This window comes from Psychrobacter sp. H8-1, from assembly GCF_904846575.1.
GTDB lineage: Bacteria > Pseudomonadota > Gammaproteobacteria > Pseudomonadales > Moraxellaceae > Psychrobacter > Psychrobacter fulvigenes.
The window spans coordinates 409,494-431,599 of sequence record NZ_CAJHBG010000001.1; the positions used below are offsets into that span (position 1 = coordinate 409,494).

General features: G+C 46.2%; 16 protein-coding genes. 6 read left to right on the top strand and 10 right to left on the bottom strand.

The annotated features are described in order from the left end of the window. The first annotated feature begins 452 nt into the window (after positions 1 to 452). Positions 453 to 3,791 carry a DNA translocase FtsK gene (locus tag JMY01_RS01745; RefSeq protein ID WP_201573959.1) on the top strand — a complete coding sequence of 1,113 codons (3,339 nt, stop codon included), beginning with the start codon at positions 453 to 455 and terminating at the stop codon, positions 3,789 to 3,791. 141 nt (positions 3,792 to 3,932) lie between these two features. After that, the gene (locus JMY01_RS01750) at positions 3,933 to 5,426 is read left to right on the top strand and encodes an amidase (protein WP_201573960.1); all 1,494 of its coding nucleotides are present in this window, start codon (positions 3,933 to 3,935) and stop codon (positions 5,424 to 5,426) included. Between the two features lie 141 nt (positions 5,427 to 5,567). Here the strand turns inward: JMY01_RS01750 and JMY01_RS01755 are convergent, their stop codons facing one another. The 8 genes from JMY01_RS01755 to dapC all read right to left on the bottom strand — a co-directional run bounded on the left by JMY01_RS01755 (position 5,568) and on the right by dapC (position 14,417). Then, positions 5,568 to 6,449, bottom strand: coding sequence for a class III extradiol ring-cleavage dioxygenase (locus JMY01_RS01755; RefSeq protein ID WP_201573961.1), 882 nt, complete (start codon positions 6,447 to 6,449; stop codon positions 5,568 to 5,570). An 89-nt stretch (positions 6,450 to 6,538) separates the two neighbouring features. After that, on the bottom strand, positions 6,539 to 7,027 hold the full coding sequence (gene rlmH, locus JMY01_RS01760; RefSeq protein ID WP_201573962.1) for a 23S rRNA (pseudouridine(1915)-N(3))-methyltransferase RlmH: 489 nt from the start codon (positions 7,025 to 7,027) through the stop codon (positions 6,539 to 6,541). A gap of 72 nt (positions 7,028 to 7,099) precedes the next feature. Then, positions 7,100 to 7,630, bottom strand: coding sequence for a DUF421 domain-containing protein (locus tag JMY01_RS01765; RefSeq protein ID WP_201573963.1), 531 nt, complete (start codon positions 7,628 to 7,630; stop codon positions 7,100 to 7,102). Between the two features lie 121 nt (positions 7,631 to 7,751). Next, positions 7,752 to 8,252, bottom strand: a complete 501-nt coding sequence (locus JMY01_RS01770; RefSeq protein ID WP_201573964.1) for an ABZJ_00895 family protein — start codon at positions 8,250 to 8,252, stop codon at positions 7,752 to 7,754. Positions 8,253 to 8,324: 72 nt separating this feature from the next. Further along, on the bottom strand, positions 8,325 to 10,307 hold the full coding sequence (locus JMY01_RS01775) for a D-alanyl-D-alanine carboxypeptidase/D-alanyl-D-alanine-endopeptidase (RefSeq protein WP_227677624.1): 1,983 nt from the start codon (positions 10,305 to 10,307) through the stop codon (positions 8,325 to 8,327). A 135-nt stretch (positions 10,308 to 10,442) separates the two neighbouring features. Continuing rightward, complete coding sequence (locus JMY01_RS01780; RefSeq protein ID WP_201573966.1) at positions 10,443 to 11,048, bottom strand: 3'-5' exonuclease; 606 nt, start codon at positions 11,046 to 11,048, stop codon at positions 10,443 to 10,445. A gap of 17 nt (positions 11,049 to 11,065) precedes the next feature. After that, positions 11,066 to 13,048 carry a DUF294 nucleotidyltransferase-like domain-containing protein gene (locus JMY01_RS01785; RefSeq protein ID WP_201573967.1) on the bottom strand — a complete coding sequence of 661 codons (1,983 nt, stop codon included), beginning with the start codon at positions 13,046 to 13,048 and terminating at the stop codon, positions 11,066 to 11,068. Between the two features lie 130 nt (positions 13,049 to 13,178). Further along, positions 13,179 to 14,417 (bottom strand): succinyldiaminopimelate transaminase, encoded by a 1,239-nt coding sequence (gene dapC / locus JMY01_RS01790; protein WP_201573968.1) that lies wholly within the window; start codon positions 14,415 to 14,417, stop codon positions 13,179 to 13,181. A 184-nt stretch (positions 14,418 to 14,601) separates the two neighbouring features. On the opposite strand from dapC, the gene JMY01_RS01795 reads away from it, so the two are divergent. Beyond that, positions 14,602 to 15,282, top strand: coding sequence for a hypothetical protein (locus JMY01_RS01795; RefSeq protein ID WP_227677625.1), 681 nt, complete (start codon positions 14,602 to 14,604; stop codon positions 15,280 to 15,282). Positions 15,283 to 15,322: 40 nt separating this feature from the next. Here the strand turns inward: JMY01_RS01795 and glnD are convergent, their stop codons facing one another. Beyond that, the gene (gene glnD, locus JMY01_RS01800) at positions 15,323 to 18,052 is read right to left on the bottom strand and encodes a [protein-PII] uridylyltransferase (protein ID WP_201573969.1); all 2,730 of its coding nucleotides are present in this window, start codon (positions 18,050 to 18,052) and stop codon (positions 15,323 to 15,325) included. A gap of 205 nt (positions 18,053 to 18,257) precedes the next feature. Beyond that, positions 18,258 to 19,052, bottom strand: coding sequence for a type I methionyl aminopeptidase (gene map / locus JMY01_RS01805; protein WP_201573970.1), 795 nt, complete (start codon positions 19,050 to 19,052; stop codon positions 18,258 to 18,260). 366 nt (positions 19,053 to 19,418) lie between these two features. On the opposite strand from map, the gene JMY01_RS01810 reads away from it, so the two are divergent. The 3 genes from JMY01_RS01810 to JMY01_RS01820 all read left to right on the top strand — a co-directional run bounded on the left by JMY01_RS01810 (position 19,419) and on the right by JMY01_RS01820 (position 22,031). After that, a complete protein-coding gene (locus JMY01_RS01810) occupies positions 19,419 to 19,907 on the top strand; it encodes an META domain-containing protein (protein WP_201573971.1) in 489 nt (162 codons plus the stop codon). A 255-nt stretch (positions 19,908 to 20,162) separates the two neighbouring features. Beyond that, positions 20,163 to 21,143, top strand: coding sequence for a PD40 domain-containing protein (locus JMY01_RS01815; protein WP_201573972.1), 981 nt, complete (start codon positions 20,163 to 20,165; stop codon positions 21,141 to 21,143). Positions 21,144 to 21,368: 225 nt separating this feature from the next. Continuing rightward, the gene (locus JMY01_RS01820) at positions 21,369 to 22,031 is read left to right on the top strand and encodes an OB-fold-containig protein (protein ID WP_201573973.1); all 663 of its coding nucleotides are present in this window, start codon (positions 21,369 to 21,371) and stop codon (positions 22,029 to 22,031) included. Positions 22,032 to 22,106: the final 75 nt, after the last annotated feature.

The window sequence follows — 22,106 nt, forward strand, 5'->3', positions numbered from 1 at the left end:
TAAAAAATAGTCTCTGTCAGTACCATAGGTGAATTCTATACAGCCCCTAACATAAGGCTAGCCACCACAAAGCGCAAGTTAGCTAAAACGAATATGGGTATTATTAGAATCAAAGCATACTTGGTATCACTCTATTGATGGTGGCTATAGTACTGTTTTTAAACAGCGAGTTTTAAACAGCGGATGTCAAACAACATATCAGGTGATAATGCTACTTTATGGATTTAACCTTGCCGCTCATTCATAAATTCGTTATTGATGTGTTTTATTGCACAGTTTCTTTATATCACTGTCGCCACTTGACCTATGTATTTGTTATTATAAGAAGTTATGCTAACACTTACTATGTCGGCGCTTTCTATTCAGCTTTTTTAGCCAGCACTTTCTATATTGACACTTTATGTCAGCATGAAGTGGCAAAAATTTAGTATTTATAACAAGGTAGATCTTACGTGATATCAGCAGCGCTTATTGAATATTTGAAAAAAGGAATATTTACCTTTCTTGGGGTAATTGTAGCAGTATACCTATTTGTTATTTTACTAACCTATACTGGTAACGATCCTAGTTGGTCACATATTAGTAGCGATATGACCACCATTAACAATATGGGAGGCTCTACTGGCGCATGGCTGTCTGATTTGCTATATAGCTTTTTTGGCTTTGGCGCTTGGTGGTTGTTGGTTTTTTTGGTATACGAATCTATCTTGATTTGGTGGGACAATAAACCGACGTTTTGGCTACTGCGACTGGTCTCTTACGTGTTTTTATTATTGAGTAGTAGCGCTCTATTTGCACAGCTGGTTGCTATCATTCAACAAGTAGCCAATCCGATGGTTACAGGCTTGCAAGGCATGGCGGGAGGTATCATCGGGCTTGAGTTGCAGGCGCGGCTTGCCCAGCTGTTATCCCAGTGGGGCAGTGTGGTGTTTTTGACAGTGTTTGTCATTATTACTGCAACCTTTGCTTTTAATATCCATTGGACTGCACTATATCGTAAGTTCACGGCGCTATCTTGGCTTGGCTCTGGGGTCAGAGACGAAAGATCTCAGAGTCAGTATGACAATTCGCAAGCGAGCCAAAGCTTATCAGAGGCAGAGACGGCTGATGCTGATGCTCAGGCGCATGCAAACGAGTTTGAGCAATTACCACTTGAGCTGCCAGTTGCCAGTCATAACCAAACAGCAGACATGAGTGGACGCTTTAGTGGTGTCTTGACGGATTTTTTGGCAAAGTCGGGACTCGGAGCAAGCGTGAAAGCTTCTCTTGCTGCCGATGCTGCGGCTGAGGCTGCCGCCGCTCAAAAGACTCTTAATAAATCCATGAATGATACGCCGCACACATCATCGGCTAGTACAACTGAGACAGCCCCTAATACGAATACCAGTAACACAGCGCGAGTAGCTGCCATGTCTGAGCCAACTGCCACGACAGCTGCATTCAAAGTAGAGCCCAGCTTTGCCTGGAATGATGACAATATGGTTGATGATTTGTTGTCAAATGAGTTGATGGCTGCTCAAGCATCTAGTCATAGTGCGTCTGATCCAATACCTGCTGACGCTGCCCAGTCTGATACTCTTGACATGCAAATAACGCCAGTGATTGAGACAAATGCTGTGCCGAATGTTGCGCTTAATGATGGTCAGCAAGTAGCCAGCGCTCAAACCATACAAAATCCTGTAATTAACGAAGTGGCTAAACCTAGTGCGGCAACCAATGTCGCAGATAGCAGTTCTGTCTATATGACATCTAAAATTGACGAGTTAGCGAGTACTTGGTTGGCAGAGCATGAGGTTTCATCAGCAGCTACTGACAACACTCTAAGTGCCACTCAAGCTGAAAGTAACACTCAAGCTGAGAGCAAGCCTGTCGCTGAGGTAGATGAAGCCGTACGCAACACCGCTTTTTCAGATGCGAGCCAAGCCGATGATCAGCAGCAAGTGCTGGCGAAGCAACCAACAGGTAATAACGAAGCACAAGCTCAGGACGTTCAATCTGCCGTAACGCCGACATCCGCTGTTGCTGAATCTGTCGATATGACACCTAGCAATACCCCACCTGCTGACCCAAAAGCAGCGCCAACGGTAGAAACTGCCAGTCCTACTAACAGTGCTGAGTCGGCAACCTCGTCCAAACCAACGATTAGCTTTGCTGTGCCAGAAGACGGTAGTGGCAATCTCATCACTGACATGATGCCAGACGATGACAGTAAGTATGATGATACAAACACACCTGTCATGCCAGACATTCACGATGATGCAGCTTTTGCTCAGCGCTCACGCGCCATGCAAACAGCGGAGTATCGTGGCAGTCTATCAGCGATTCCAGAGTTGTCCATTCTCGACAAGCCAGATCCCAATCGTGAGCCAAGCTATACTGTTTCTGAGCTTGAGCAGCTGTCAGAGCTGTTAGAGATTAAGCTACAAGAATTCAATGTCAAAGCTGAAGTGGTCAATGCCATTCCAGGGCCTGTGGTAACCCGTTTTGAGGTCGAGCTTGCCGCAGGGGTCAAAGCCAGTAAGGTCACTGGCATCTCACGTGACTTGGCGCGCTCGCTATCGATGGCGTCTTTGCGTGTGGTGGAGGTCATACCTGGTAAGCCATATATCGGTATTGAGGTGCCTAACAAGCAGCGTGAAATGGTACGCCTCATTGAGCTGCTGAATACCGAGAAGTATAAAGACCCCAAAGCCCAAATCAGCATGGCAATGGGTAAAGATATCGGTGGTAATCCGATCATTACTGATCTTGCCCGTGCGCCGCATATGCTCGTTGCAGGTACCACAGGCTCTGGTAAGTCGGTATTGGTCAACTCCATGCTGCTATCGATGCTGCTCAAATATACACCCAATGAGCTGCGCCTTATTTTGATTGATCCAAAGCAGCTAGAGCTTGCCAACTACAATGATATACCGCATTTGCTGACGCCAGTGGTGACAGATATGACCGAGGCGGCGAGTAGTCTGTCATGGTGTGTGGCAGAGATGGAGCGCCGTTATCAGTTGATGAGTCTGCTCAAAGTGCGAAAGCTAGACGAGTTTAATAAGAAAGTGCGCGCGGCTGAAAAAGCTGGCAAGCCAATGCTCGATCCATTGTGGCGCCCGAATGACAATGTCAGCATTGACCAAGCACCCAAGCTTAAAACTTTACCTATGATTGTCATTGTCGCTGATGAGTTTGCCGATATGATCATGCAAGTCGGCAAGCAGGCTGAAGAGCTGATCACCCGCCTTGCACAAAAATCGCGGGCAGCAGGTATCCACTTGATGCTGGCCACGCAGCGACCATCGGTAGATGTCATTACTGGTTTGATTAAAGCCAATATACCCGTACGAGCGGCGTTACGAGTCAACTCAAAAGTAGACTCGCGCACCATCTTGGATAGTGGCGGTGCAGAGGATATGCTGGGTAATGGTGATATGCTGTTCTTAGGGCCAGGGCAGATTGAGCCTGACCGTGTGCACGGTGCTTATGTCAGTGACGAAGAGGTCAACCGTGTTTGTGATGCTTGGCGTGAGCGCGGCGCGCCTGACTATATCGATAATATGGCAGGCAATTTTGAATTGTCTAGTCCTGGCGCTGGTAGCACTGGTAGTGCATCTGGTGAAGATGATGATCCTTATAATGATGCGGTGGCTTTTATTATGGAGACTCGCAAAGTGTCGGCTTCCAGTATTCAGCGTAAATTTAGCATCGGCTATAACCGCGCCGCGCGTATTGTCGACTCAATGGAGGAGGCGGGACTGGTCAGCTCCATGGGCAAAAGCGGCAAGCGTGAGCTGCTGATGTAGAGATTAGGTTTGATTGAATGAAGAAAAAGCGAGTTGCGAGAGCGGCTCGTTTTTTTATTACACGTCCTAAAAGGGTGTTTGTCTATCCTTTCAGTAAAGCGATATACTGAGTCATAAATAATTCTAAGTAAGGATGCAAAAATGTTCAAAGAATACACCCAATATGATGCGCTAGGGCTGGCGGCGCTTGTCAATGCTGGCGAGGTCAGTGCTAAAGAGATGCTAGAGGCGGCAGTCGCCCGTGCCAATAAATTAGACCCTAAATTAAACGCTATTATTCATCGTTTTGATGAGCGCGCTTATCAAGCGGCGCAGGCAGGATTACCAGCAGGCGTATTCAATGGTGTGCCGTATCTGCTAAAAGATCTGTCATTCTATTTTGCAGGTGAGCCTATCACCATGGGCAGCCGTAGCGTTAATGTGGTCAATACTTATGATAGTGAAATCGTCAAACGCATGAAAGCGACGGGGGTTAATACCTTTGGTAAAACCAACACTGCTGAGTTCGGTTTAATCATCACGACTGAGCCAAAAGCACATGGCCCGACTCACAATCCGTTCAAAAAAGGCTATAGCTCAGGCGGCTCCTCTGGAGGCAGTGCGGCTGTCGTTGCCAGTGGTATTGTACCGATGGCAGGCGCAGGCGATGGTGGCGGCTCGATACGCTTTCCCGCTGCATGGTGCGGTACCTTCGGGCTCAAACCAAGTCGTGGTCGCAACCCATTAGGGCCAGCATTGGCAGAGGGGTGGGATGGTGCGGTTGCCGATCATGTCATTACCCGTAGCGTCCGAGATAGCGCGGCGATGCTCGATGCAACCAGTGGTAGCGAGATCGGTTCACCCTACGTTATCGCACCACCTGACGGGACCTTCTTGGAGGCGGCAATGCGAGCGCCGCGGCCGCTAAACATCGCGCTGCATCAGCAGCCACTGGTTGCCAATACTGTGGTGGATAAAGAAGTACTGGCGGTACTAGAGCAAACGGCTAAGCAGCTAGAAGCCATGGGTCATCGAGTCACCCTTGCTGAGCCTAACATTAATATTGAGAAGTTTTGGCATGACTTTATGGTGGTGGTTTGTGCACACACGGCTTTTACCATTGATAATGTTGAGCGCTGCTTTGGTGCTGAGCATGTACAGAATCTTGAGCCGCAAACTTATAATATGGCGCTACTTGGACGCTCATTGTCAGCGGTTGATTTGGTGCATGCTAAGCAAGGCTGGCATGAAAGCCAGTATCAAACGGGCTTGCTGCTTGAGACTTACGATATGATCCTGTGCCCGACGGTACCTACGCCTGCGGTCAAACATGGCGTGCTACCACCAAGCCGTATGGATGAGATGCTAATGCGTAGTGCCGAGGTGCTCAACAAAGGCATTAATATGGGTAAATATGCTTTTAGCTCAGGGATGATCGAGAAGCTAAGTAACCCGGTGCTGGGCAAAATGGCCTTTACTTTATTGGGCAATATTACCGGTCTGCCGGCAATGTCAGTGCCAGTCGGTATGAGTAAAAAAGGCTTACCGATCGGGATGCAGCTGATTGGACGGATGAATGATGAGACGACGCTATTGAGCTTGGCGGGCGAAATGGAGCGGGCGGGTTTATTTACCAAGCATGCTTTTGAAAAATAGTTTTAATCAATTCATTCTATTTTTAGATAAACATCCAGATAAAAATAATTGTTTGTAGGCTGAGGCTTTTAGCCCAGCATTATAATTTTGCAAAGATACAGCAATAGCCCACATTATTGACATTATAGTTTTAGGGTTTATTTAATCAAAGCGATAAATGTCCATGCCTAAGCTATGATGCGCCATGCTTTCATGGACGACAGAGACGCGCTGTCCTGCACCTAACGCAAAGAATAAAGGCAGCAGATGCTCATCACTTGGATGAATGTTTTGATAATTGGGATATTGTTGCCAATCGAGCGCTGATGGAATATCTGATTTCAGCTGTTGTAGTAGCCAGAGTTTAAAGTCTTTGGCGTCGTCATCGATACTGTCAGCCTGCCAACGTAGCGCTTGCAAGTTGTGGGTAATATTACCTGAGCCGATGATCAGTATTTGCTCATTACGCAGGCGAGCAAGCTGCGCTCCTAACTGATAGCAGGCGACACTATCGTAATGCTGCGGCAGGGATATCTGTACGATAGGCACATCCGCTGCTGGATACAGATGTCGCAGGGGTGACCAGACGCCGTGATCGCAGACCCGCATTGGATTGACACTACAGGCAATATCACGTGCGCTTAGCTGCTGCGCTAATGACTCAGCAAGCGCTGGATGGCCTGACACTGGATATTGCAGCTCATGAAGCTTGGGGTCAAACCCCGAAAAGTCATGCCAAGTCTTGGGTCTCGGGTTACTGCTAATCTCAAGCTTAGCTGATATCCAATGCGCAGACATGATCACGATGGCGCGCGGTTTCGGCAGGTTTTGACCGATGCGCGCAAGGGCGCTGGTGGTTGCGGATTGCTCAATGGCAAAGGTTGGTGCGCCATGAGAGATGAACAGCGCTGGTAACGAGGCGGCATTGGTCAGTCCAGCAGGCGCATCTTCCCATGCTACTGCAGCAGTAATTGGCGAGGTAGCATTGGCATCATCAGGGTGCTGATAGGACGGAATCGATTCGATAGGTTTTGGATAGCTCATTCACCCTGTATTAGGGCGTTTGGTGTTATTTCAATCTCTTGTGCTTATATAGAATATTTTTCACTGTCAGCATAATTATGCAACATAATCTAATTACCGCGATGATAAGGGTGATTGTGGTTGATGCTCATGGCTCTATAAAGCTGCTCCATCAATACCACACGTACCAAAGGATGCGGTAGAGTCAGTGCTGACAATGACCATTTCATATCTGCCTGCGCCAGCACCTCTTGTGAGACGCCATCCGCGCCGCCGATGACCAAGGCAATGTCATCCCCTTGTTGCATGGCGTCGGCCAATTTATCTGCTAGCCCTTCCGTCGACAGCATCTTCCCTTTGACATCTAGCACCCACAGACGTTCACGTCCAGCCGCCGCGTGGGCTGCCAATATCGTCTGACCTTCTTGTTCCCGATACTGAGCCAAATTGGCATCAGAAGGGTTTTTTGCACGTTTGGCTGCGGCAAGCTCAATGATTTCGGTACTGAGCATGGGCTGAATACGTTTGTAGTACTCATTAAATCCTGTTTGTACCCAGTTAGGCATCTTGTTACCAACGGTTAGGAGTCGTACTTTCATCGGCGCTTATTCCTCAATTTCTATATGCAGTTTATCTTGTCATAAATAACACTTTAAATATTTTTAAATTCATCAATCCGTGAGCGGTGCGAGGGTTTCAGACACTGTATCTGTCGCTTGCTCGCTGTCAGACTTGATAATGATGGTGAGCTTGGCATCAGATTCAAAAACAATGGCTTCAATCTCACTTAAGCTGTGCACGCCCTCAGAGCGCATGGCACATTCAAGCTCTTGGCGAGTCAGGCGCTCAGCACGCATGGCATCTGGCAAAAACTGCCCTTGATAAAACACGATACGTGGCTCTGATAAAATAACGCTGCTAAAGGCTGGCGAGATAGAAGCGTACTTGGTGACCAAAAACTGCAACACATAGAGCACTATGATAGAAGCAGCACCTTCGATGAAGGGGATGTTTTCGAGCAAGACAGTACTGGCACCCAATGAGCCAATCATTACCGTCACGATCCAATCAAAGTTGTTCAACTGCGAGGTTGAGCGCTTGCCTGATACCTTGGTCGCCAGAACAATCAGCACATATACCATCACTGCTGTTAGGACAATACGCCCAAGTTTGTCTATATTGTCAAAAAAAATCATATCCATGATAAAGGCTCCTTAAGAGTACAAAATAACTCACTATTTAAAACACGCTCTAAAGTTAGCCTAACGGATTTTATTTATAAATAGTGCAAAAGTTTTGTAGCACCTTGTAGGAGTTATGGATTCAAGACATCTTGCGTTGTGGATCAAGTAAGCGATTCAGTGCCCAAATACTGATTCGGGCACTGACTAAGGTCAGCACCAATATCATCACCAGTGCCGACACTAATGGCAGGGGCTGTTGCAAGGTCATCTCAATCAATACTTCACGATTGGCGTCATCAAAGAGCCATACCCACAGAGCCGAAAAATAAATAGCCGTTAGTAACCAAACGACAAGGATACCGCCGAACATCAAGCGATTGATCTCTTCTCTATTTAGCGCCCGCTGTTGGTGCTTAATGAATTTATTGACTGCTATATAAGCGCCCAAAAAGATGGAAAGCGCTGTAACCAGTTGCGAGTTGAGGGCAACTTTGGTCTGAATCATCATAAATAAGGTGCTAGCAAGCACATAACCGATCGCAAAATATCCCACATATCGCGCCAACTTGATGGTTAGGTTTGACTGAGAATGTGCTGGTCGGGCATTATGCTTGCTGAGATTGGGCGTCGTGCGTGACATAAGCTGGCCTTTATAAAAGGTAGAAAGGGTCATAAATAACAAGAGAAAAGCCACTGGACTGGCTATTCATTATCATTGCTGAGCAGTCCAGTCGAGCATCGCATCTAGTACGGGTCTGGCAGTATAAGCGTTCAATGCTTGTTCGCTATTGATGAGTCCAACCACCACATAGTCTTGCCCAGACAGTCCTTTGACGTAGCCTGCCATCGAGGTGACGTTGTTTAGCGTGCCAGTCTTTATCCATGCACGCCCAGTCGCTGCCGACTCGGGTAAGCGTTCGCTATGAGCGGCAATGGTTCCACTGACACCAGCGATGCCTAGTGAGTTGACGTAAGCGCCGAAGCTTGGATGACTATAGGCGTAAGTCAGTAGCTCGTTCAGGTTTTCTGCCGTTACCGTACAGTCTCGACAAAGCCCTGAGCCATTGGTCAGATGTGGCGGCGGCGTGCTCAAGTTATTCTGCCACCACTGAGTCATGGTCTGTAGGGCAGCAGGGTAGTTCGTTGATGCAGGCTGTCCAAATTGGTATAAGCTGGTTGTTTTCTTTGCAGAGGTTTTACTATCGGCCATTTCAGCCGCTGTTTTATTTGTTTTATTATTGCCAGTTATTTTAGGGTTGCTGACATTTGCTTTGCCATGACCATAAGCATCTAATGACAGAGCAACTTGTTCGGTCATGACGTTATTAGAAAAATGGTTAATGTCATAAATCTGCTTAGTCAAACTCAAAGAAGGATAGCTGACGAGGGGTAGAGGAGAGACAGGTAGTGCCGCTAAGCCTCGGGCTACTTCAGCTTTTTTACTAGACTGATAAGGCGTTTCTTGGGCGATGACTTTACCGCTCAGCGTATTGCCAAGCTCTTGCCATTTGCCAGCGAGCACACGGGTAGCAAAGTCTTTTGCATCTGGGTAGGCGACATAAAACATATGCTCACCGCAGCTATTTGGCAAGTCGTTATTAAGGGTTAGTTTTGTGCTTTGCCACTGCGGCGCTAGGCTGTAGAGCGCTTGACCGCAAGCAGCAGAGCGTATATTGACAGTGTTTGGCAATTGGTAATTGGCCAGTTTTGGGGTGTAGGTTAGCTTTGCTTGTCCCTCATTTAGGGGCTGGCTTTGGATACCTATGGTACTAAAGTTGACCAAAAACCCATCAGGACTGGCGTTATAAGGACGCAGTGGTGAGTTGTCAAATGCCGCAGGATCTTTACTAACCTTGTCAAAGATAGCGCTATCGATAATGATGTCACCGTTGATATGACGGATACCTGCTTTTTGCACCTGATAAAGCAGCTGCTGTAAGCGCTCATGCGTCATCTTGGGATCACCGCTACCTTGGACGATCAAGTCGCCATGTAAGCGCTCGCCAATGATAATTCCTGTATGATAAACCCGTGTATGCCAGACAAAGTCGCCACCCAAGGTATCTAGCGCGATAAAGCTAGGGACGAGCTTCATAGTGCTGGCAGGCGTGCGCGGGAGTGTCGCTTGATGCTGCAGTATGGGTGAAAATGAGATTTTGATAGAGGAGGTCTTAGCGTTATCCTTACTGCTTACATTGCTGTTGCTTGCAGTTGCTGATTTGGCTTCATCTGGTAGCAGTGATGGTACGCTCTCTAAGCTTAGATAAGTATAAACATCATCGGTATATGCCTGTAGGCTTTGCTCATGTTTTTTGATGGTGCGCTTTTCTATAGTGACTAATGTACTGGGGGCGATAAGATGGCTTGATGTTTTTTTACTATCCATACCATCGTTTTGAGTCACTTTTTGATCGCCAGTGTTCGATACAGTAGTCGCCTTGATACTATCAACAACTTCGATAGGCGGCGGCAATCGACTGGCGCTTTTATCGCCCACTGGTGTGATGATGATACTGATATCATCGGGTGTCAATTCTGCACGTAATAACGCCGCTTCGATGGCGGCTGGTAAGGCTGCTTGCGTCTGTAGCGATGCTAAAGTGGTTGCTGCAAATAATGCTAATGTTGATAATGGCTTGTAATGCTGCTTAAGTGCTCGTAAGTGCGTGCAAAGAGGTGTGGGTTTGGTAGTCATTGTAGGGTCATTATTAGGTTTGGAGATGAGTTGCATGAGCAACCTATCATCAGGTGGCAAAAACAGCCTATGGTATCATGAGTTGCTGTTTTTGTAGCACTTTGATGAAGCCTCTGTCACCATTAATGACAGGTTTTAGCGTACATGCAAAAATGCCATGGCGGTCATGACGGCATCGTTATAAGCATCGTGGGTGCCGAGTTCAGGAATATTATAATGCGCAAGGATGTTGTTTAGATGCTGAGATTGATTGGGGAGACCTTGAGTTTGGCCGCTCATACGCCGACTGTATAAGTGGCGCACATCAATGACATCGTTGGGTAAAGTGGCGCCCATATAACGTTTGACCAGAGGATTTAAAAAGCCGATGTCTATCTGCGGACAGAACCCTACTATTGGCCGATTATCAATGAAAGGTAACAGCAGCGCCAGCATCTCATCATAGCTCATACCGTTCTCAACATCAGCGGTGCGCAGGCCGTGAATCACAATGGTATCGCGATCAGGCATCACAGGTGGCCGGCAAACCAAATGCATGCCATTACCAGTATCGATAGTATCACCATTAATATGAATGGCTGCAACCGATAATAGATGGTGCTTTTTTGGGTTGAGCCCTGTCATCTCACAGTCAATCGCTACCCATTGATTGGCAGCTGGTTTTGTAAACATCGACTCCAGCTCTGGGCGCTGTAGTTGCGACTTTTGCCAAGAAGAAGATAACTGCTTAAGCCAACTCATATCAGTCTATAATTCCTTTATGATATTTCTAAATGATAATGCTGTTGTAGCTGCATTTTAAAGCTTTTGACCACTGCCAGACATTCTTTAAATAAGTCACGCTCAAGCGCGGACAAAGTAGTGGGGTCGATTTGCTTAGCATGTTTATCGTTGGTAGATAGTGCAACGGATAGCCGCTGCGCCATAAAGAACTCTAAGGCTTCTTCTAAAGTATTCGCACGATCTTTGCTCAAGGCGCGCACTTGCACCAAGGCTTTGAGTCGATCTTTGGTACTGGGTACTTGTAAAATATCGTGTTCCAAAGCCATGGCACGGATACCGTGTACCAGTGGAAAAATGCCCGCTTTTTTTAGATCAACATCATGAGAGCTGGGCTTGCCACCCAATAAGGGTACCAGTTTTTGCCACCATTGATTGATATCACCGAACTGCAGCGCTGCACGTGCGAACTGACGGACAAACATAGGGTCTGATTGCCTATGGGCAGTTTTTAGATGCTCGCGCACTTCAGTTAATAGCGACTCATCACCGCAGACGTATTCGCCATCGAGGATGGCGGAGATATAAATACTGTGCATGGGGTCGGTGTTTTTGAACCATAAGCTGATTTGTGACTTGAACTCTTTAAGCGGTAGCCGCCACATTGGGTTGGTCATCATGATATTGCCATCACACAGTGGATAACCCAAAGTGGCTAGCTGATTATTGAAGGTCTCAGCAAACTCGGCCAGATCAGGATGAGAGTAGCCATCACGAATGATGAGCGCATTATCTTGGTCGGTACGCATGATTTGCTCACCGCGGCCCTCTGATCCCATCACAATCACGCAGGTATTTTTTAGTACTTCATCAGGGACGATCAGTTGCCAAAGCTTGGTAAAAACTTGCGCGTTTAGCGTCTGAACCATGCGACTGACGATACCTATCTTGACGCCGTTTTGGTGCTGCGCACGAATATAGCGGCCAATTAGCTCGACTGCCGTATCTAGACTGTTTAAGTCTTTTGCTTGTTCGATTTGGATACTGATCAGCTGTGAGTGCTGACCAAGATACGCCAGCAAATCACGTAGTGCCAGTACGCCAACGACTTTCCCGCTATCATCGATGACTGGTAAGCGATGAATGCGGTAGCGGGTCATTATCATTAACGCTTCGCCAATCTCCTTATCGGTATTGACAGTACGCAGATTAAAGTTTGCAAAGTGCTGGCAAGGAGTCGTGGCTGGATCTTGCTTTTCACTAACAGCGCGGCAAATATCAGCGTCACTCAACATACCTAAGTCATGATCTGAATACTGTGCTTCACTATTTTTGGCACCGCCTTCTGAATCATTGGTATCTGAAGATGAGACTGATGGATTGCTTGCTGGACGTATCAAGACGTGTTTCAGTCCTGCTTCGATCATGGTATGCGCAGCATGATATAGGCTGCTATCAGCATCGATAACACGGACAGGTAACAAAGTGACGTCAGTCACAGGTTGCAGCATGATTTGCTGTACTTCTTGCTGCTCATTATAGTCTTCTTTGCGCAATCCTAATGCTGGGCTTTGATTGCTACGCCGCTGTTGTAGCGCTTTTAAGCGCTCAGGTAGACTGTCGGATAGTAACTGGCGCACCAGATGGTTTTGTGCGCTGATTTTGTCGATGGCCTCTCCTGCTACTTGCAGCAATAAGCTATCTTCTAGCGCGCGATATTGATATGACTTAGTATCAGTGTTGCCAATATCCTGTGAGTCAGGTGTGCGGCGACTATCAAACCAGTCATTATTATTGAGCTGCTCAGATGAGTGTTTGCTGCCTAGATAAGAACCAACAAACTCCCCATCCAGTGTTTGCTCAACTTGTCCTTTTAACACCACAAAAAAATGATTTAAATCTTCGGCAGGCAGGGTTTCATCGGCAGCAAGATAGCGAACTTGGGTGTGTTTTTTGAGGCTTTGGCGTTCAGCCTGTCGTAACACATCAAATGGAGGTTGGGTAAAGTCAAGATGGGGCATGGCATCATCCTTGATAAACTTATGCAATAAAAGTGCATTTTTAATATAGCATTAATTAAGGTTCATATCCCCAATAAATTTATGGTTTTGGTGCCATTACCCTAAATTAGCGTAATATGGTAAACATACCTTACTTTCCAAGCATTTTTTTAATACGCGCAATCGCCTCGCGACTCTCTTCGACACTGGCGACCAAAGCGATACGAACATAACCTTTGCCAGGGTTTTTGCCATTTATTTCACGCGATAGGTAGCGTCCTGCAAGCGCATGAATGTTGGCTTGCTCGTACAATGCTTTCACAAAAACCTCGTCATCACCGTTGAATTTCTCAGGCGCTTTTATCCAAAAGTAAAACCCAGCTTCTGGCATGCGTAAGTCTAATAGCTCGCCCAGCTCAGCCATCCATAATGCAAACTTTTCTTGATACAGGGCGCGATTATGTGCCACATGCTTTTCATCTTGCCAAGCGGCGATAGAAGCTATTTGATGCGGTATCGGCATCGCACAGCCTTGGTAGGTGCGATATTGCAGATATGGCTTTAAGAGGGATGCATCACCTGCGATGAAGCCTGAGCGTAGTCCAGGTAAGTTTGAACGTTTGGATAAAGAGTGAAATACCACGCAGTTCTTAAAGTCATGACGACCGAGCGCTGCACATGCTTGTAGTAAGCCAACGGGCGCTTTGTCAAAATACAGCTCGCTATAGCACTCATCGCTGGCAATGATAAAGCCATATTGATCCGATAGGCGAATGAGCGCCTCCCAGTCATCCATCGTCATCACTGAGCCAGTAGGATTGTTTGGACTACAGACAAACAGTAACTGTGTTTGTTGCCAGACATCTTTGAGAACAGTACGATAATCGCCTTTATAGCCATTTTCTGAGGTGCAAGGGACAAAGTACGGCGTCGCTTGCGCAAGTATTGCCGCCCCCTCATAGATTTGATAAAACGGATTGGGCATGACCACAGTCGGAGCGCGCGGAGCCTTGTCGGTACTGTTTTGAAGCTCTGTCTCTTTGCTTTCGCCATGATTGATCACCGCTTGTACGAAGCTAAAAATAGCCTCGCGCGTACCCATCACAGGTAATACTTCAGAGTTGGCGTCGACATGAGTTAAGAAAAACCTTTTTTCAAGCCAATGGGCAATGGTTTGACGCAGCTCAAAGGTGCCATTGGTGGTTGGATAGCGAGACAGCTTGTCTAGGTTTTTTTGCAAGATATCCAGTACAAATGCTGGCGGCTCATGTTTTGGCTCACCGATACCAAGCTTGATCTCACAGTAGGCGGCTGCAGGCGTACTGTCGGCAAGTAAGGTAGCCATCTTTGCAAATGGGTAGGGGTGCAGGTGTGCTAAGTTGTGATTCATAAGTATAGTAACTATAATAGGCAGTTGATAATAAATGTATAAAGAAAAATTACATTCAAGCAGTGTAGCACTTCTCTTATTTTTTGTCCTTTTCTTCTCCTACTTACCACTATTTTTACCTATTTTCCTTTTTGATGATGTAGTCTATCACCGCCATGATTGATGGCTGGTGCTGGTCAGGATAATGAATATGCTCAATGCGCCCAAAGTTAATAACCTTAACACCAAAGACTTCCATAAAAGTGACAGCAATGTACTGAGCGCTGAGTCTCATGAGTCGTTAAAACAGCGTGAGCAGCAGTGGTGGCAAGCACGTCAGCAGCTCATTACTCTTAAAGAGCGCAAGATATTTTGGTATGGAGAGAGTAGGGACATCATGTGGTTTTTATGGCAAATGGCCAGCTACGTGGTAGTAGCTATTGCACTGCTGCTCTTGGTCAGAGTGCTAAATATAGAGTTAAGTGTATGGCAGTATAGTGCTGTATTCGGGGTGCAAACGCTGATTTTTGTAATGATGTTTGCCTCGCGAGGAAAGCTAGCTGCTCATCTGCAAACTAAGATTGATCAGGCAGATTTGGCACGTGAGCAAGCCTTGAATGAAATGATTATCTTAGCGTCAGATAGTATTATTCCTGAGATACATGCCAACGCACCTATTTCTTTGCAACAAGTTTATGAGCGCTACGATGCGCAATTTCGCATGGCCAGCTTGCAAAAATTATTGCAAGAAGAGATCGATGCTGGACGCTTGATACTCGCGCAGCATCAAATCGAGTCCGAAGTATTACCGCCTGAGCTTGTCGAAGATGGTTTGTTACCCCATACTGGGGAGATGGTATATAGAAGCTTGATTCATCCTGCTTAACCTCTCTCCATACCCTCTAAATATATTGGCCTAGGCTGATCTAAGCATGGCTGCCGTCGCTGCGTACACTTAAAGTGGTGGTTATAGCTTCCTGCAAGATATCCAGTTTGGCTTGCGATAATGGCGCATCATTTTGATCGCTGATATAAAACATGTCTTCTGCGCGCTCGCCTAAGGTGGTAATACGGGCGGCATGCACCTCAATCTTGTGCTGCAAAAACACTTGTCCGACACGTGCCAGTAGTCCTGGCTGATCCAGCGTTTGCAAGCTCATGATATGCTGACCTGAGGCCTCATTAAACTCAAAGCTTATCACGGTTGGTACGTTGAAATGTCTGAGCTGGCGTGGAATGCGCTTCTGTGCAAGCTTTGGCACCGTGGGGTTTTTAAAGGCATCAATCAGGCGTTGTTTGAGCTCTTGTTGACTGTCCTCATCTCTCAATAATGTGCCGCTACGATCAAGCAATACATAAGAATCCAAAGCAAAGTCACGAGTCGCAGTAATGATGCGAGCGTCGAGCACATCTAGATTCATCTGATCAAACACCGCCATGGTCACAGCAAATAAATTGGTCTGATTGTGGGTATAGACAAAGACTTGTACCGCATCAAGCGCCAGCTCTCTATGCTCGCGTAGCACCACCAAAGGCGCACTGTCAGCGTCAGAGGCCAGACCGATAGGTGGATGGTTCAAGATGGCTTCGGTATGCCATAAGATATCCTCGGCAATCTCTCGTAAGAAATATTCATCTCCCAAGTCATCCCAGAGTTTGAGCACCGCATCGCGATCCATATGTTGGTTGTCGACATTATCTAGCATCTGTAGAGCTTGCTTACGGGTGGTATGGATCATGTCTTGGCGATTGGTAGGTGCATCAATATCAGCGCGCAAGATGCGCCGTGTTTGTGAGTAGAGCTGTTTCATCAAGGTCGCCCGCCAGCTGTTCCATAGCTGTGGATTGGTCGCGTTCATGTCGGCAACTGTCAATACATACAGATGATTGAGGTGGGTGACATTACCGACCAAGTCAGCAAACACAGTCACGACTTCAGGATCTGAAATGTCTTTTTTCTGCGCGGTCATCGACATCAACAGATGGTGGCGCGTCAACCAACCAACCAAATGAGCATCAGCTTTACTCATACCATGCGCCAAACAAAAGGCAATAGATTCAGTCTCTCCAAGCTCACTGTGATTGCCGCCGCGACCTTTGGCGATATCATGGAACATCGCCGCCAATACCAAAATCTCTTTGCGCTCAATTCTTTGATAGATAGCGCTGACCAGCGGAAAATCGTCATAGTAGCGGGCATCGGTAAAGCGATGTAAGATGCGAATCAAAAACAGCGTATGCGCATCCACAGTATAACGATGAAATAAGTCGTATTGCATGAGCCCAGTGACTTGTGCAAAGGCAGGAACATAGTTACTTAAGACACCATAGCGATTCATGGCACGCAGACGATGGAAGAGATAGTTTTGTTCTTTGAGGTTGGCTAAAAACAGCGCTTGGTGCTCTGGGTTGTCACGATAAGTCTGATCAATACCGCGTGCAGCGATTTTTAGCGCCCGCAGGGTACGGGTACGCACTTTTTTGATGCCGTATTGCCCCATCAGCAAAAACATCTCCAAAATAGCTTCGGGATGCTGAGCAAATACACGATGATGGGCAATAGCAATCTGATCGCCGATTCTATTGAAATGCGAGTTCAGTGGGCGTTTGCTAGGCTGCTCGTTCTCTGGCAACTCTGGCTCGATGATAGTTTCATAGTAATGGTTAATCAGCATCTCAGAGAGCGTCGATATCTGCATCGCACAGCGGTAGTAGTCGCGCATAAAACGCTCAACAGCCGCATTGGGTTGATCATCTGGCTGCGACTCATAGCCCATGCGCTGAGCAATATCACGTTGATAATCAAACAGCAGCTTGTTTTCATTGCGGCCAGTCAGCTCATGCAGGTAATGACGTATCTGCCATAAGAAACTCTCAGCAAAGCTTAATTCATCAAATTCTTTTTCGGTCAAAAAGTCTTGTTGTACCAAGTCATACAGCTTGCCAACCCGAAAGTAGCGTTTGGTCACCCAACCGATGATATGAATATCACGTAGGCCACCGGGTGCTGTTTTGATATTTGGCTCTAGATTGTACTCAGTGGCGTTGTGGCGTAGGTAACGGGCTTTGGCTTCTTTAATCTTTACTTCATAAAAATCCCGTTGTGACCACAGCTGATTGACGATATCGATGGGTACTTCTTGCAATGCTTCATTACCGGTCAATAGCCGTGCTTCTAGCAAGGTGCTGGCAACGGTGTGATCACGAGCAGCCTCTAGGCTGTCATCGATAGTCCGTACAGACAGCGCAGGCTCAAGTCCAATATCCCACAGCATCGCCACCAAGCCATCAATCTTAGCGCTAGCGTCAGATTGTATCTCTTCAGGCGACATCAATAAAATATCGACATCTGAATATAACGACAGCTCACCACGACCATAACCGCCACTGGCAAACAACGCCAAATCCGTCTGATCAAGCTCAAACCACTCAAACAAAGCGATAAGCAAAACATCAATCGCACAGGCACGTGCCGCCACTAACTGACGAATGTTGGCTCCGCGCTCAAGCGCCCGATTGATATCCTCATTGATCTGCGCCAACCACTCTGGAATACCGAGCAAAGACTTATCTGAGCCTTCCGATACTGTCGCCTCTGATGTCAATAATGGCGGCAGCGGAGTGATATAAATGGAGGCGACATCGCAAGTAAACATGAGAGTTATCCAATTGAGAATTTAAAAATAGGGGTATTAAAAATGATAGATTATTAGTTACTAAGAGTATAGAAGCAATACATAAACGAATACCAAGCATAAGCTATAATATCTGAATACGAGTGGTAAAAGCTATTAGAGGATGTGCAACACGGCCTAATAAAATGACCAAAAAAAAAGACCGCCTAAGCGGTCTTTCATTATATTACTGAGTCAAAAAGCTTAAATCTTCTTCGGGGCGAGTGGTAAATACTTCGCAGCCGTTATCCGTCACCACCATGGTATGCTCCCACTGTGCCGAGAGCTTGCGATCTTTGGTGATGGCTGTCCATTCATCTGGCAGGATTTTAGTCTTCCATGTGCCTTGGTTAATCATGGGCTCGATGGTAAAGGTCATGCCAGTCTTAAGCTCCATGCCTGTGCCTTTTTTGCCATAATGCATCACTTGCGGCTCATGGTGAAAGGTGTCACTGATACCGTGACCACAGAACTCACGCACGATACTGAAACGCTCAGGCTCGACCACTTCTTGGATAGCGGCACCGATGTCACCTAAGCGGGCGCCATCTTTTACCACGCTCATGCCAGCATAGAGAGCGTCTTGTGCCACTTTGCAGATACGCTGTGCCATGATAGAGCCATCACCAACGATCCACATCTTTGAAGTATCGCCATAATAGCCGTCTTTAATGACAGTCACATCGATATTGATGATGTCGCCATCTTTGAGCAGTTTGTTCTCAGTTGGGATGCCATGACAGACGACATGGTTGACCGAGGTGCAGATTGATTTGGGGAAGCCATTGTAGTTAAGCGGTGCTGGAATGGCATCTTGCACATTGACGATATAGTCATGGGCAATTTGATTCAGAGCTTCAGTACTGATACCGACTTGCACATGCTCATCGAGCATCACCAATACATCGCTAGCAAGTTTACCAGCCACACGCATTTTTTCTATGGCTTCAGGGGATTGGATAAGGGATTTGTTAGTCATCATCTCTGTACTTATAGTTATGTGGTTAATTTAGGCGAATTATATCATAAATGCAGGATTGACGGTTTTGCTATAAGTCATTGTGATAATTGGTTTATCTGAACAGTAGGGTGGTTTGATTTAATAAGTACGTAAATAGCTTTAGAAAAATAAACGTATAGGACAGATCGCAGCACAAAGTATGGCTGAAGCATATACCTAATCTGTCATGACAAGCGCCTGTTTGTCATGCATAATAATAGTGTTGTTTATATAAATGATTAAAAACCTTAAATAAACGATTAAAACAATAAATCAAGCATCATAAAAACCAGAATCTTAAACCTTATCTTTATATTAAGGTCTAATTTAACCCTTGTAGGAGCTTATATGAAAAACATGACCAAACTAATGATGGCGACAACGCTAGCTGTCGGTACCTTTGCTGCCGGTTGCCAGACGACTCCAAGCGTCACTGCTCCAGTGAGCCAACCGATTACTACCGAAGCATTACAAGCCCATAATTGGCAGCTTGTCGATGCTAAGCGCAGCAATGGCGAAAAAGTGACTCAGCTATTCTTTGATCCCGCCAAGCCTTTGACGCTAAACTTTATGAATGATAACGGCACTGATCGCGTGGCTTTTGTGAATACTTGCAATAATCTTGCTGCAGAATACAGTGTGGTAAATGGCAACGTACAGCTTAATAACGTCATGGCCACGATGATGGCTTGCCCTGAGCCACAAGCCAGCTTTGATACCGCGACTTTGGCAACGGTGCAAGGCAAATATAGCATGAGCAAAAATGCGGACAACCTACCTATCTTGACGATCAAAAATGACAATCAAGTGGCGCACTTCAAAGCGGTCGATAAATAAGCTGTCATTATTTCAATTATTAATCGTAATTTTTAAAAATGACCATGATTAAAAACAAATAGCCAGCAATGTAAAAACCTCACTATTAGGTAGTGAGGTTTTTTTTGGCTTATTTTATCTAAAACTCCAATACAGATTCAGCTACACTAGAGCGTGTTCTTAGTTTTAAAAATGAGGACACGCCCTAGAGCTTTCCAGATTTATCCATACATCTTAATAACTGTCTTTAGCCAATATTTAATTGAGTTCATTGTTATGTTTAACTTTACCATCAGTCAGCGTTTGCTGAGCAAACGCAACGCTATCACTGGTCTTACTGCTGCGCTCAGTATCTTTTTGAGTGCTTGTAATACCCTGCCCACGACTGGCGTTCAGAGTTCCGCTAGTAGCATGGTTAGCAATCCACTGACTGCAAAGATGCCAATAGTAGATCGCCAAGGGCTGATTGCCTATGTAGAGGAGCAAGGGGCGGGATCTGCCAAAGTCTCTAGCCTGTACAGTGTTCGTCCTGATGGCAGTGACAGGCAGCTCATAGATCAGCTAAATGGCTACATCTATGCGCCGGCATGGTCAGCCGATGGACAACTACTGGCTTATAGTAAGCAATCCCCACGCGAGCAACCCAAGATCTATATCTATGACCGCAAAAGTAAAAAGCATAGTCTGATCGTCGATACAAATGGCAGTAATCTGTCTCCGTCCTTCTCACCCGATGGGCAAAAGCTGCTCTATAGCTCAACAGTCGGTGGCAATGCCGATATCTATGAGCTGCACTTGGATGAGGGTAGTACTACACAGCTCACCACGCTGCCGAGTACCGAAGTGCAGCCAAGCTATGCCAGTGATGGGCAAAGCTTCGTCTATACTAGTGATAAAAAACGCGCTGGGCGTCCTCGCATATATCGCTATGACTTTGCCACTGCTAGAGCGACTCAAATAAGCACAGAAGACTATGCAGCCAGTCCTCAGCTCAGCTTTGACAACCAGCGTTTGGCGTATCTGAACGGTCGCCAAGCCGCGATTATGACCCTCACCACTAGGCAGATAATGAACTTGGCAGAGACAGGTCTGGATGAGCCAGCACGTCTATCGCCATCTGGTCACTATGCGCTTTATCCCACACGCACTGCGCAAGGTGTTGGAAGTTTGGTTGTCCATTCACTATCAGGTAATACAAGCTATACCATTAGCAGTCAGGCGGGCGGGGTGGTGCGCTCACCGATATGGGGTCGTTAATGGATGGGGTCATTAATGGGGATATTTATATGATATGTAATGAAATGTATATATAATCAATAATCCAGAAACATAAGTTGATTCTGGGTTATTTGACCTTTTGCAATATTTTATGAGGGCGTGTTGAGCTTTTATACTATAAAAACCAAATGATATAGCGCCAAGCCATGTATGTGGCAGTTATAAAAGCTACTGAATTCAGTGGTTAAAAGGAGAGAGCGATCGATGCAAGAATCTTTTGCAATATTCATCACTAAAATCAGCTTATATCCCACTATTGTCTTTACGGGTCTGGTGATGTTTGTCACTTTATATTGGGTAGTGTCTTTACTCGGGATGGCAGATATGGACACTGTAGACCTTAGCGACTCAGGCGCTGATGTGGATGTCTCTAACTTATCGTCGACAGGCTTTTTTACGGGTCTTATGCTTAAGTTTGGTCTTTATGGCGTGCCTTTAATCATCATACTAACCTTGGTCAGCCTGATCGGTTGGATACTCAGCTATCTCTATACCAGTTTGCTACACCAATACTTGGATGCTGGCATTTTCTATTATGTGTTTGGCACAGGGGCGCTACTTTTGGTATTGGTGGTGTCGATGTGGTTGACGGGTGTCATTATTTCACCCATCCGCAAAAACATCGCCAAAATCCCTAAGCGCAATGCCTCAAGTAACCTAGGTAAGACGGCGATAGTAAGGACGCTGAGTGTGACAGACAAACATGGCGAAGCTGAGCTGAATGATGGCGGTGCAGGTTTGATACTCAGAATACGACCAGATAGCGACACTGTCGAACAACCCCTAAAACAAGGCGACAAAGTGGTATTGGTTGAGTATCTAGAAGAAGCCAATGCATACCGTGTTGCTTCTGTTAAAGACAAATAAATTTTGGCAAAACTTAACTCAAGAATAGTAGCGACATAACGATTGGGCAATGTATAAACGATAAGTCATCTATTG